This is a genomic window from Miniimonas arenae, assembly GCF_006351005.1.
Taxonomy (GTDB): Bacteria; Actinomycetota; Actinomycetes; order Actinomycetales; family Beutenbergiaceae; genus Miniimonas; species Miniimonas arenae.
In genome coordinates, this window is record NZ_VENP01000001.1 from 40,390 (window position 1) to 52,554 (window position 12,165).

The 12,165-nt window shown below is 74.8% G+C and carries 12 protein-coding genes; 3 read left to right on the forward strand and 9 right to left on the reverse strand.

Features of this window, described 5'->3' with window-relative positions; genetic code table 11:
* The first annotated feature begins 22 nt into the window (after nt 1-22).
* Entirely contained in the window at nt 23-1,810 is a 1,788-nt protein-coding gene (locus FH969_RS00200) for an ATP-binding cassette domain-containing protein (RefSeq protein WP_180359602.1), read from the forward strand.
* A 7-nt stretch (nt 1,811-1,817) separates the two neighbouring features.
* Nucleotides 1,818-2,960, forward strand: a complete 1,143-nt coding sequence (locus FH969_RS00205) for a hypothetical protein (protein WP_139985314.1) — start codon at nt 1,818-1,820, stop codon at nt 2,958-2,960.
* Between the two features lie 12 nt (nt 2,961-2,972).
* On the opposite strand, the gene FH969_RS00210 is transcribed toward FH969_RS00205, so the two are convergent.
* Nucleotides 2,973-3,614 (reverse strand): hypothetical protein, encoded by a 642-nt coding sequence (locus FH969_RS00210; protein ID WP_108719697.1) that lies wholly within the window; start codon nt 3,612-3,614, stop codon nt 2,973-2,975.
* Between the two features lie 182 nt (nt 3,615-3,796).
* Between FH969_RS00210 and FH969_RS00215 the strand changes: the two genes are divergently transcribed.
* Nucleotides 3,797-5,236, forward strand: a complete 1,440-nt coding sequence (locus FH969_RS00215; RefSeq protein WP_139985316.1) for a cryptochrome/photolyase family protein — start codon at nt 3,797-3,799, stop codon at nt 5,234-5,236.
* Nucleotides 5,237-5,257: 21 nt separating this feature from the next.
* Here FH969_RS00215 and FH969_RS00220 read toward each other — a convergent pair whose 3' ends face one another.
* From FH969_RS00220 to FH969_RS00255, 8 genes are all read right to left on the reverse strand, one after another.
* The gene (locus tag FH969_RS00220) at nt 5,258-6,181 is read right to left on the reverse strand and encodes an RluA family pseudouridine synthase (protein WP_108719695.1); all 924 of its coding nucleotides are present in this window, start codon (nt 6,179-6,181) and stop codon (nt 5,258-5,260) included.
* A complete protein-coding gene (locus FH969_RS16005) occupies nt 6,178-6,897 on the reverse strand; it encodes a signal peptidase II (RefSeq protein ID WP_139985318.1) in 720 nt (239 codons plus the stop codon). The genes FH969_RS00220 and FH969_RS16005 overlap by 4 nt, the downstream gene beginning before the upstream one ends.
* A gap of 125 nt (nt 6,898-7,022) precedes the next feature.
* The gene (locus FH969_RS00230) at nt 7,023-7,694 is read right to left on the reverse strand and encodes a DivIVA domain-containing protein (RefSeq protein WP_139985320.1); all 672 of its coding nucleotides are present in this window, start codon (nt 7,692-7,694) and stop codon (nt 7,023-7,025) included.
* A gap of 163 nt (nt 7,695-7,857) precedes the next feature.
* On the reverse strand, nt 7,858-8,154 hold the full coding sequence (locus FH969_RS00235) for a YggT family protein (RefSeq protein ID WP_370445296.1): 297 nt from the start codon (nt 8,152-8,154) through the stop codon (nt 7,858-7,860).
* Nucleotides 8,155-8,181: 27 nt separating this feature from the next.
* Nucleotides 8,182-8,631, reverse strand: coding sequence for a cell division protein SepF (locus FH969_RS00240; protein ID WP_108719692.1), 450 nt, complete (start codon nt 8,629-8,631; stop codon nt 8,182-8,184).
* 53 nt (nt 8,632-8,684) lie between these two features.
* The gene (locus FH969_RS00245) at nt 8,685-9,587 is read right to left on the reverse strand and encodes a laccase domain-containing protein (RefSeq protein WP_246071608.1); all 903 of its coding nucleotides are present in this window, start codon (nt 9,585-9,587) and stop codon (nt 8,685-8,687) included.
* Nucleotides 9,588-9,593: 6 nt separating this feature from the next.
* Nucleotides 9,594-10,868 carry a cell division protein FtsZ gene (ftsZ, locus tag FH969_RS00250; RefSeq protein ID WP_108719691.1) on the reverse strand — a complete coding sequence of 425 codons (1,275 nt, stop codon included), beginning with the start codon at nt 10,866-10,868 and terminating at the stop codon, nt 9,594-9,596.
* Nucleotides 10,869-11,035: 167 nt separating this feature from the next.
* Nucleotides 11,036-12,055, reverse strand: coding sequence for a cell division protein FtsQ/DivIB (locus FH969_RS00255; protein WP_139985322.1), 1,020 nt, complete (start codon nt 12,053-12,055; stop codon nt 11,036-11,038).
* Between the last annotated feature and the right edge of the window lie 110 nt (nt 12,056-12,165).

Consider the following 12,165-nt stretch of genomic DNA (forward strand, 5'->3'; position numbering starts at 1 on the left):
TGCGGCGACCTACGGTGGCTCGATGCGCGACACAGCCCGCGGGATCCGGTTCGTTGTCGCCCGCACCTGGCGGGCCTCGCCGCCCCGGGTCATGGTGTCCGCCGTCGTCACCCTGCTGCTCGCCTTCGTGCCGGCGCTGCAGGTGCTCGCGCTCGCCACCCTCGTCGAGCGGCTCGACGGCGAGCACACCCTGCGCGACGTGCTCGCCCCGCTGCTCGTCATCGTCGCGATCGTCGGCCTGGCCAACCCGGTGCGCGCCGTCGCCACCACGCTGCGGGTGGACGCCGATCACACCGTGATCGCCGACCTCGAGCGCGAGCTCATGCTGCGCGCCGCCCGCACCCCGCCGCGCGACCTCGCCCGCGCGGAGACGACGGCGCGGCTGCAGAAGCAGGTGGAGGTCGCCCACGCCTCGGCGCAGTACCTGTACGGGCAGCTCGTCGGCGCGATCGAGTCGGTCGTCGCCACGATCGCCGTGGTGGCCGCGCTCGCGACCTTCTCGAGGCTTGCCGCCCTGCTCACCGTGCTCGCGCTCGTCCCGGCGCTGATCGCCGGTCGACTCCTCGCGGGCGTGTGGCGGCGGTACTGGGACGTGGTCGGGCCGATCTTCGGCCGCCAGCGCTACCTGAGCAACCTGCTGGTGCGTCAGCGTTCGGCGGTCGAGCTCGCGACCCTCGGCGCGGGAGACGCGGTCGCGGCCCGCCACGGCCGGCTGTGGCGCGACCTCGTGGGGCACCGCATCCGGCTGTCGCGCCGCGAGCTCGCCTCCGACTGGATCGTCGGCGCCGTGTCCACGGTGTTCGTGCTGGGGGCGCTCGTGGCGCTCCTGGTCGGCACCGACCTGTCCCCCGTCGCGGTCGCCGGCGTCACGGGTGTCACGGGGGCCGCCGCGTCGGTCGGGATGGCCGGCGTCCAGATCGGCCGCGTGCTCAGCGCGGCGCCGCAGGTCACCGAGATTGCCGACTTCCTCGCCGGCGTCCCGCTCACGGACGACGACGGCGCGACCCGGCCCTCGCCGTCGGGCATCGAGGAGCTGCGCGTCCGGGGCCTCACGCACACCTACCCGGGACGGGCCGCGCCGGCCGTGGCCGACGTCGCCTTCGAGGCACGGCGCGGTGAGGTCGTCGCGCTGGTCGGCGCGAACGGCGCCGGCAAGACCACGGCGCTGCACGCGCTGCTGGGTCTGCTCACGCCGGACGCCGGGACGGTGACGCTCGACGGGCTGGGCCCCGACGAGGTGGGCCAACGCCCGTGGCTGCGCCGGTTCGCGACGATGGTGCAAGAGTACGAGCGCTACGAGTTCACGGTGCGCGAGAACCTCCAGCTCGGGCGCTCCCCGGACGACGCCGTGCCGGACGAGGCGCTGTGGCGCGCGCTCGAGCTCGCCGGGCTCACCGACCTCGTGCGCTCGCTGCCCGACGGCCTCGACACCCAGCTCGGGGAGCAGTGGGACGGGACCACGCTGTCGGGCGGGCAGTGGCAGCGGCTCAGCGTGGCGCGCGTGGCCGTGCGGGACGCGCCGGTGTGGGTGCTCGACGAGCCGACCTCCGCGATCGACGCCGAGAGCGAGGAAGCCATCCTCGAGCGGCTCGTCGCGGGCAAGGAGGAGCGGATCACGGTGCTCGTGTCCCACCGCGCCTGGACACTTCGCGCCGTGGACCGGATCTACGTGCTCGACGGCGGACGCGTCGTCGAGCACGGCTCCTACCGTGCGCTCGTGGCCGCCGACGGCCCGTTCTCGCGGCTGTTCCGCAACCAGCTCGCCGGGGCGGCGGACGGGTCGGGCGTGACCGACCGCGCGCTGCCATGATCGGCGCGTGAACGCACTCTCGACGCCGGACGCGGTCGTCTTCGGCCTCGTCCTGGCGGCGCGGCTGCTCGTGCCGCTGCTCATCCCCCGGTTCCCGCTGCCGGCGGTGCTGGCCGCGATGGTGATCGACGGCGTGGACGGCGGCATCTTCTCCTCGTTCACGTCGATCGACATGGGCTTCTACCAGTCCTACGACAAGGCGCTGGACGTCTACTACCTGGCGATCGCGTACCTCGCGGTGCGGCGCAACTGGCCCGGACGATTCCCGGTCGCGCTGCTGGCGGGGCTCTGGTACTACCGGCTCGTCGGCGTGCTCGCGTTCGAGCTGACCGGCGCCCGCTGGCTCCTCATGGTGTTCCCCAACACGTTCGAGTACGCGTTCATCGCGCTCGAGGTGGCACGCACCCGCTGGTCCCCCGTGCGGCTGTCCCGTCGCGCGCTCGTGCTGACGGTGGCCACGATCTGGATTGTCGTCAAGCTCCCCCAGGAGTGGTGGATCCACGTGGCCCAGCTCGACTTCACGGACGAGTTCACCCGCGTCACGTCCACCTGGCCGTGGACGTGGGCCGTGATCGCCGCCCTCGTCGCCGCTCTCGGCGTGCTCGCCCGGTGGGGACTCCCGCGGCTGCCTCGGCCCGACTGGTCGGTGACGCTCGACGCCGACGTCGTGGCCGAGCGCACGGGCTGGCGCCCGGTTCGCGAGGTCGGACCGCGCGGCTCGATGTGGAACCTCGCGCTCGTGGAGAAGCTCGTGTTCGCGGCGCTGCTCACCGCGATCCTCGCCGAGGTCTACCCCGGGGTCTCGGCGCCGGTGTCGCGGGTCGTGCTCGTCGTCGGGCTCGTGGTGCTGGCCACGGCCGCGCTCGACGTGACCCGGCGCCTCGTGCGGGCGTCGCTGCCGACGTGGGCGCGCGCCCTGGTCGCGTTCGCCCTCACGGCGGCGGCACTCGTCGTGTTCGCCGACCTCGTGGCTGGCCGGCGGGGTGCGCTCGGCTGGGTGGACGCGCTGGTCTTCGCGTACGTCATCACGCTCGTCGCGAGCCTGTACGACGTCTTCGAGCTGCGCCGCCTGCGCCGGGCGGGCTCGGTCGAGGTGCGCTCGGACGTGCCGTCCGGCGCCGCACGGACGCCGGCCGGCGCGCCGGGGTGAGGCCCGGCGGCGTCAGCCCGCCAGCCGCCGCGTCAGCTCCTCTGCCTCGGCGACGGTGAGGCGGATCTCGACGTCGCCGCGGCCGTCCGACCCGAGCGCCGCGAGCAGCTCACGGCGCGCGGCCTCGGCGTCGCCGGCCCGCCGCGCCCGCTCCGCGGGCTGCCGGCGGGCCGCGGCCGTCCCGCGGTCCACGACCGTCCGGGCGGCCTGGTAGGCGATCAGCGGCCGCGACAGCGGCACGAGCTCGAACCGGATCCCCGGCTCACGCGTCGCGCACCCGAGCGGGCGCGACCGGTCGGGGTCGAGCGGGAGCCGGAAGATCGGCGGGGGGTTGTCCGGGCCGTAGGGCGGGTACTGCGCGAGCACCCGCTCGAGCTCCTCGACGTCCACGGGTCGGCCGACGGAGCGCAGGACCAGCACGCCGACTCCTCCGCCGGGGGGCACCGGTGCGGTGTCGGCGGCGCGAGGCGTCACGCGGAAGCGGCCCATGCCGCGCTGCCAGCGCGGCGGCACGGCGGTCCACAGCGTGTCGGACGCGACCACCATCGGGGCCGGCGTGGCGCTGGCGTACCGGTTGACGGCCGTCGTGACGGCGGCACCCCGGCGCAGGGCGGCGGGGTCGAGCAGGGCGGGAAGGTCGGCGGTTGCGGTCATGGATCACCTCGGGCGCGGGGGGATCGTCCCCCGCGGATCGCGGGTCGGGAGCATCGGTCGGACCGGGCCGCGAGGGTCCCACGGCCGGGCCGCTCCTTCCAGGGTGCCACCGCCGCATGTGCGTGGCCCGCACGTCGGCGCCGTCCGCGCGTGAGGTTCGCCACCCGACGTAGGGTCGTGCGATGGCGCGCACCGTGATGTGGTTCCGCCGCGACCTGCGGCTCGCGGACAACCCCGCCCTGCTCGCCGCGGCGGGTCGGCTGGGCACCCGGGAACCGGGCGCACCGGGCGATCAGCGCGAGGTTCTCGCCCTCTACGTGCTGGATCCGCACCTGCTCTCGCGCGCCGGCGCGCCGCGCCGCGCCTACCTCCACGAATCCCTGCGTGCCCTCGCCGAGGCGATCGAGGACGCCGGTGGCCGGCTCGCCGTCGTGACCGGTGACCCGGTCGTGGAGGTTCCGCGTGTCGCGAACAGAGTCGGAGCCGAGGAGGTCCACGTCGCGGCCGACTTCGCGCCGTACGGCGCCGCCCGGGACGACGCGGTCGAGCAGGCGCTCACCGCCCAGGACCGGCGGCTCGTGCGCACGGGGTCGCCGTACGCCGTCGCGCCCGGGCGGGTGCGCAAGGGCGACGGCGAGCCGTACCGGGTGTTCACCCCGTTCCGCGCCGCGTGGCTCGACCACGGCTGGCGTGCGCCGGTCCCCGCTCCCGACGGCGTGCGCTGGCTCGAGAAGCCGCGCGGGGCGGGCGGTGCGGCCGACGGCGAGGGCACCCGTGCGCTCGCGGCGCGCCCCGACGTCGACGTGCCCGAGGCGGGCGAGGGCGCCGCGCGTGCGCTGTGGGAGGAGTTCCTCGACGACGGGCTGGACCGCTACCAGCAGGACCGCGACCGCCCCGACCTGGCCGGCACGTCGCGCCTGTCGATCGCGCTGCGCTGGGGCGAGATCCACCCCCGCACGCTCCTGGCCGACCTCACACGCCTCGGGCAGGACGGGCGACGCTCCAGCGGGATGCACGACGGCGTCGCCTCCTTCCGCTCCGAGCTCGCCTGGCGCGAGTTCTTCGCGGACGCGCTCTGGCACACCCCGACGTCCGCGCGGACGTCCCTGCACGCCGTCGTGCCCGAGGACGCCTGGGTGGACGGCGTGGACGAGGACGCCGCCCTCGAGGCGTGGGCCGCGGGCCGCACGGGCTACCCCTTCGTCGACGCCGGGATGCGCCAGCTCGCCGCGGCGGGCTGGATGCACGGGCGCGTCCGGATGGTCACGGCGTCCTTCCTCGTCAAGGACCTGCACGTGCGCTGGCAGCGCGGCGCACGCCACTTCATGCGCCACCTGCTCGACGGCGACCTCGCCTCCAACCAGCACAACTGGCAGTGGGTCGCCGGGACCGGCCTGGACGCCGCGCCCTACTTCCGCATCTTCAACCCCGTCACGCAGGGCACGAAGTTCGACCCGCACGGGGACTACGTCCGTCGCTGGGTGCCCGAGCTGCGCGACGTCCCCGGCGCCGTGGTGCACGAGCCGTGGCGGCTGCGCGAGACACCCGCGGGCTACCCCGAGCGCATGCTCGACCACGCCGTCGAGCGCAAGGTCGCGCTCGACGCGTACGGGCGCCGGTGACGAAGCCGGCCAGGTGCGCGCCTAGGCCGACCGCAGCGTCTCGAGCGCGTGGGCGAGGTCCGGCGGGTACTGCGACGTCACCACGACCGGGAACCCGGTGGTCGGGTGCTCGAAGCCCAGCCGCACGGCGTGCAGCCACTGCCGACTCAGGCCGAGCCGGCGTGCGAGCACCGGATCGGCGCCGTAGGTCACGTCGCCCACGCACGGGTGCCGCAGCGCGGAGAAGTGCACCCGGATCTGGTGGGTGCGGCCGGTCTCGAGGTGGATCTCGAGCAGGCTCGCCGCGGGCATCGCCTCGAGCGTCTCGTAGTGCGTCACGGACGGCTTGCCCGACGCCACGACGGCGAACTTCCAGTCGTGCTTCGGGTGGCGGCCGATCGGGGCGTCCACGGTTCCGGCCGACGGGTCCGGGTGGCCCTGGACGAGCGCGTGGTAGGTCTTCTCGACCGTGCGCTCCTTGAACGCGCGCTTGAGCACGGTGTAGGCGTGCTCGCTCTTCGCGACCACCATGAGGCCGGACGTGCCGACGTCGAGCCGGTGCACCACGCCCTGCCGCTCGGGAGCGCCCGACGTCGAGACCCGCACCCCCGCGGCCGCGAGGCCGCCCACCACGGTCGGACCGGTCCAGCCCGGTGACGGGTGGGCCGCGACGCCCACGGGCTTGTCGACCACCACGAGGTCGTCGTCCTCGAGCACGATCCGCATGCCCTCGACGAGGACCGGCTCGGCCACGACCGCCGCCGGCGGCTCGGGCCGCTCCACCTCGAGCCAGCCCGCCGTGACACGGTCGGACCGGCCCAGGATGCGGCCGTCCAGGCGCACGCCCCCGTCGTCGGCCAGCTGTGCCGCGCGCGAGCGCGAGAGCCCCATGAGCCGCGCCAGCGCGACGTCGACGCGCTCGCCGACGAGGCCGTCGGGAACGGGCAGCGCCAGGGCCTCGCTCACGCCGGCGAGCCGTTCGGCGCGGGACGCTCGGTGTCGGCGACGCCGACCTGCGAGGGCGACCGCTCGCCGTCGGGCGCCAAAGCGCTCGAGCCGGCGATGGCGCCCCGCGAGGGCGACCGCTCGCCGTCGGGCGTGGTCGGCTCGTCGCCCTCCCGGGCGGGGTCGGGCTCGCCGTCAGACGCGCTGTCGGGCTCGCCGTCGGACGCGTCGTCTCGCTCGTGCGGGAGCCGGCCCGGCCGGTCCCAGCCGTACCCGAGCAGCGAGAGCAGCACCATGAGCAGCGCCGAGCCGACGATCGCGATGTCGGCGACGTTGCCGATGAAGACGCCGTAGTCGATGAAGTCGACGACGTGCCCGACGCCGAAGCCCGGCTCACGCGCGAGCCGGTCCACGAGGTTGCCCATCGCGCCGCCGAGCAGCGCGCCGAGCGCAAACGCCCAGGGGCGGGAGTAGATCCGGCGCGCACCGACGAGCACCGCGACCGCGACCACGCCCATGACGACCGTGAAGATCCACGTCACGCCGGTGCCGAAGGAGAACGCGGCGCCCGGGTTGAAGACGAGGCGCCAGCCGAGCCACGAGCCGAGCACGTCGGTGCGCTCGCCGGGGACGAGGCGCTCGAGCGCGATCGCCTTGGTCGCCTGGTCGAGCAGGAGCGTCACGAGCGCGGTGACGCATAGCAGCATCACGTGGCGTCGCGGAGTGGAATCAGTCATCGGTCACATCCTGCCGCACGCACGACGGCCCGGATCCGCACCAGGTGCGGTCCGGGCCGTCGTGACGACGCGCGTGGGCGTCTCAGTGCTGCCTGGGGCAGGCTCAGCGCCGTCTCAGGGCAGCGTCAGAGCTTCGGCGTGGGGCCGTCCAGGCCCACGGTGCTGGCCTGGGAGTCGAGCTGCTCCACGAGGGTGCCGAGGTAGCCCTTGAGGCGCATCCGGTAGTCCCGCTCGAAGCTGCGCAGACCGTCGATCTTCTGCTCGAGGGTCGCCTGCTCGGTCTCGAGCTGCTTGAGCGTGCGGTTGCGCTGGCTCTCCGCCTCGCCGATGAGGCGCTCGGCCTCGGCGCGCGCCTCGGAGACCAGGCGGTCGGCCTCCTCCTTGCCGTTGCGCACGTACTCGTCGTGCAGACGCTGCGCGAGCTGGAGCATCCCCGTGGCCGACTCCGGCTCGCTGGCACCGGACGTCGCGGCGAGCGCGGCGGCCGGGGCGGCAGCGGGCTCCGGCGTAGGCTCGGGGGCCGGCTCGGGCTCCGGCGCCGCCTCCTGGACGGCGGGCTCGGGCGCGGGCACCTCGTCCTGCACCGCCGGGGTGACCTCGGTGGCGTCGACCGCCGCGGGGGCACCCTGGCCGGACTCGAGCTGCGACTTCAGGTCCGCGTTCTCGTTCTGGAGGACGCGGAGGGTGTTGACGATCTCGTCCAGGAAGTCGTCGACCTCGTCCTGGTCGTAGCCCTCCCGGAACTTCGTCGTCTGGAAGGTCTTCTTCAGCACGTCGTCTGCGGTCAGCAGCGTCATATCGTCACCTCGGTTGGGTCGAGACGCACGCACACGCACATGCGTCGATCGCGGACAACGGTAGCGGATGGGGAGGCGCGGTGCCGTCGGGAGCGTCCGCGAGTCCGGTGGTCGGACGGGTGGGGAACGGACAGGCGGGGTGCGGTCGAGGACCGGGCGGTGCTCACCGGGTCGCCAGCACCCCGAGGACCTGGAGCAGGATCCAGGCCACGAACATGACGATCAGGAACGCCAGGTCGAGCGCGACGGCGCCCAGGCGCAGCGGCGGCACCCACCGGCGGACCAGCCGGAGCGGCGGGTCGGTCGTGGTGTAGACCGCCTCGGCGGCCACGAGCGCGAGCCCGCGCGGGCGCCACTCCCGCGCCACCATCTGCACGACGTCGTACACGACCCGCACGAGCAGCGCGACCACGAACAGGAGGACCACCACGTAGGCGATCGTGGCGAGGAGGGTCAGCACACGGTCACCGTACCCGGTGGTCGCGGGTCAGCTCTGGTTGAAGACGCGCGTCCCGGTCTCGGCCGAGTACGTGTCGGACGCGACCTCCACCGAGGAGGGCGAGAGCAGGAAGACCCGCGGCGTGACGCGCTCGAGGGTGCCGTGCAGCCCGAACACGAGTCCGGCGGAGAAGTCCACGAGCCGCTTGGCGTCGGCCTCGGACATGTCCGTGAGGTTCATGATCACGGGCGTGCCGGAGCGGAAGCTCTCGCCGATCACCTTGGCGTCGTTGTACGTGCGCGGGTGCACCGTCGCGATGCGACGCAGGTCCCCGGGCGCGGCCGAGCGCGCGGCGGAGATCGGGGTCACCGGCGCGTGGTGGACCGGCTCGAGAGCCATGTCGTCGTAGCTCTCGTCGGGCACGTCGTACTCCACCTCGTCGACTCGCTCGGGCTCGGACAGCCCGAGGTACTCCATCGTCTTGCGCAGCGCTCCCATGGGCGTCCACTTCCTCCTCGTGGGACTCCCGTCGAGTCCTTCCGTCCAGGACGCTACCGAGCGGCGGGAGGACGCTGCGGGATATCCCACGGCGTGGCGTGTCGCAGCGCGACGACTCCGGCGAACCTCCCGGTCGGCGCACCACCGCGGTGGGAGAACAGCCACGGGGTCTCGAGCGTGCACAGCGCGAGTCGGCTCACCTCGACGCCGGCGCTCACGAGCTGGCGCACGACGGCGCCCGGCAGGTCGAGCGCGGGCGTCCCCGCCCGCGTGGTCGCCCGGGCACCGGGCTCGACGGCGCAGACCTCCTCCTGCAGCTCGGCCGGCACCTCGTAGCACGCGCCGCACACCGCGGGGCCTACGACGGCGCCCACCCGCACCGCGCCCGCGGCCTCGAGCGCTCGGGCCGCCGCCGGCGCCGCGCCCGCGACGACCCCCCGTCGCCCCGCGTGCGCCGCGGCCACCGCGACGGCGTGCCCCGCGGCGTCGTAGCCGGCCAGCAGCACCGGCACGCAGTCGGCCGCGAGGGCCGCGAGCCCCCGGCCGGGCGAGGAGGTCACGAGGACGTCAACAGGCGGGGCCGCGGGGTCGAGCCAGAGGTCGCGCTCGCCGTCGTGCAGGCCAGCGGTCCCGGCCGCGGCCGACCCGGGCGACGGCGAGCCCCCGGCCGGGTGCACGAGGCGCGCCTCGCCGTCGGGCAGGACGAGCGCGACGTCGGCCGCGTGCACCGGCCGCGGCCAGGTGACCGGCGCGCCAGCCACCCGTGCCACCGCGGCCCGGTTGGCGGCGACGGCGGCCGGGTCGTCACCGACGCCGGCGCCGAGGTTGGCGCCCGCGTAGGGCGGGCGGCTGACCCCGCCGCGGCGTGTGGTGAAGAACGCGCGCACGCCGGGGCCGAGGTCGGCCGCCAGCACCGCGAGGCCCGGACCGCCGTCGCCGGGACGGACGTCGGTCACGTCGGCCTACTTGAGGAAGTCGGGGACGTCCAGCTCCTCGTCGCGACGGTTGCGCACCGGCACGTGCGGCACCGGCTGGAAGGCCTGCGTCTGCGCCACCGCGACCGGCTCGGCGTCGGTCGTCACGGGGATCTCGGGCTCGTCCACCGACACCGGCACGGGCGCCGCGTTCGTGCCCGCGCTCGCGTAGGAGCCGTTCGACGAGCCGTTCGAGTGCCCGGTCGAGGAGCCGTTGGCCGACCCGTTCGAGGCGCCGTTGGCCGATCCGTTGCCCGAGGCCGGCGGCCGTGAGACCTGCCCGACCCCGCGCCGGTCGGCCGGGCGCCGCTCGGGCGTGCCCGAGTCGAAGCCGGCGGCGATGATCGTGACGCGGACCTCGTCGCCGAGCGTGTCGTCGATGACCGTTCCGAAGATGATGTTCGCCTCGGGGTGCGCGGCCTCCTGGACGAGGCGCGCGGCCTCGTTGATCTCGAACATGCCGAGGTCGCTGCCGCCCTGCACGGACAGCAGCACGCCGTGAGCGCCGTCGATGCTCGCCTCGAGCAGCGGCGAGGAGATCGCCAGCTCGGCCGCCTGCAGGGCGCGGTCCTCGCCGGTCGCCGACCCGATGCCCATGAGCGCGCTGCCGGCGCCCTGCATCACCGACTTCACGTCGGCGAAGTCGAGGTTGATGAGGCCGGGGGTGGTGATGAGGTCCGTGATGCCCTGCACGCCCGAGAGCAGCACCTGGTCGGCCGAGCGGAACGCGTCGAGCACGGAGACGCTGCGGTCGCTGATCGAGAGCAGGCGGTCGTTGGGGATCACGATGAGCGTGTCCACCTCGGCGCGCAGCTGGTCGATCCCGCTCTCCGCCTGGGTGGCCCGGCGGCGCCCCTCGAACGTGAACGGGCGCGTCACCACGCCGATCGTCAGGGCGCCGAGCTGCCGCGCCATGCGGGCCACGACGGGCGCGCCGCCGGTGCCGGTGCCGCCGCCCTCGCCGGCCGTCACAAACACCATGTCGGCGCCGCGCAGGACGTCCTCGATCTCCTCCGCGTGGTCCTCGGCGGCCTTCTTGCCGACCTCGGGGTCGGCGCCGGCGCCGAGCCCGCGGGTCAGCTCCCGGCCGACGTCGAGCTTGACGTCCGCGTCGCTCATGAGGAGCGCCTGGGCGTCGGTGTTGATGGCGATGAACTCCACGCCCTTGAGTCCGGCGTCGATCATCCGGTTGACGGCGTTCACGCCGCCGCCCCCGATGCCGACGACCTTGATGACCGCCAGGTAGTTCTGCGGTGCCGTCACGTGTGATCCCTCCGTCCGTGCCGACCGCCGGCCGACCAACCCTCACCCTCAGGTAGAGGGTGATACTTATGTCACTTTCTGACGTCGATGACGCTAGGTCGGGCGTTCGCGGTGAGCAACGACCGTCGCGGGCGTGTCGCGCGTGTCGATGTGGGAGGGAGGCTCGCTCAGCGGGTGAGCGGGGCCTCGGGCGCGCTCACGTCGTACGTGGACGCGTCCACGGGCAGCAGCGTGAGCAGCACCTGGGCCTTGAGCGCGTTCTCCTCCGCGCTCCCCCATCGCACGGTGTCCCCGCTCGTGAGGGTGAACGTCACGTCGTCCTGCGACGTGGCGCCGGCCTGCGCGACCTGGCCGAGGAGCTCCGGCGGCAGCGACGCGAGGACGTCGAGCACGGCCGTCACGGCGGAGCCGGACGCCGGGTCCGTCATGTCCACCGTGATCCGGGGCAGGTTCTCGGGCGCCGCGTCCGGGTCGACGGTCGTCACCACGACGCCGTCGGAGGCGACGAGCGACGCGGCGGAGCCGTCCGCACCGAGCGACACGGCGACGACCTCGCGCGGCACCAGCGTGACGGTCGCGCCGTGCGGCCACGAGCGCACCACGCTCGCCTCCGCGACGGCCGGCATCGCCTCGAGCTGCGCGGTGATCCCCGCGGTGTCCAGCCGCGCGAGAGGCTCGCCCTCCTGCGCGGTGGCGACGGCGAGCACGGCCGGGGCGTCCACGTACGGTCCCGCGCCGTCCACGACGACGTCCTCGGCGCGCAGCGCGAGCCACGAGGACCCGAGCAGCACCCAGCCCAGACCCGCGAGCAGCGCGAGCACCCCGACGCCGGCGGCGATCCGGACACCCGCGACCCGCCGGCGCGCGCGGCGCTTCTCCTGCAGACGGACCTGGAGCGTCTCGACGGGCGCCGGGACGTCCGCGTCGGACCAGGCGTCCGCGTCTGACCAGGCGTCCGCGTCGTCCACACCGGTCTCGTCGCGACCGTCGTCGCCGAGGAGGGCGCCGCCCGGCTCGGCGTCGCGGGCGTGCCGGTCGCCGCGGGCACCGCCGCGGCGGGACTGGCCGCCGACGCGGCGGACCGCGGGCGCGGACGTCACCAGGGCGCGCGAGCCGATCGGGCCGGTGGGGGCGGCGTCGTCCCACTCCCCCGAGCTCCAGGCGGCGAGCTCCTCCTCGCTGAGCACGAGGTCGTCGCCCGTGCGAGCGTCGACGGCCGGCCGTGGGGGGGCCGGCGTGCCACCACCTGCACCTGCACCTGCACCAGCACCTGGACGAGCACGGTGGGCGGCGCGCG

Coding starts and splice junctions, on each gene's coding strand:
- FH969_RS00230 (WP_139985320.1), bottom strand. CDS start 7,694: ATGACGCTGCTGACCGCAGACGACGTGCTGAAGAAGACCTTCCAGACG.
- FH969_RS00210 (WP_108719697.1), bottom strand. CDS start 3,614: ATGACCGCAACCGCCGACCTTCCCGCCCTGCTCGACCCCGCCGCCCTG.
- FH969_RS00200 (WP_180359602.1), top strand. CDS start 23: ATGCGCGACACAGCCCGCGGGATCCGGTTCGTTGTCGCCCGCACCTGG.
- FH969_RS16005 (WP_139985318.1), bottom strand. CDS start 6,897: ATGACTGATTCCACTCCGCGACGCCACGTGATGCTGCTATGCGTCACC.
- FH969_RS00240 (WP_108719692.1), bottom strand. CDS start 8,631: ATGGGAGCGCTGCGCAAGACGATGGAGTACCTCGGGCTGTCCGAGCCC.
- FH969_RS00215 (WP_139985316.1), top strand. CDS start 3,797: ATGGCGCGCACCGTGATGTGGTTCCGCCGCGACCTGCGGCTCGCGGAC.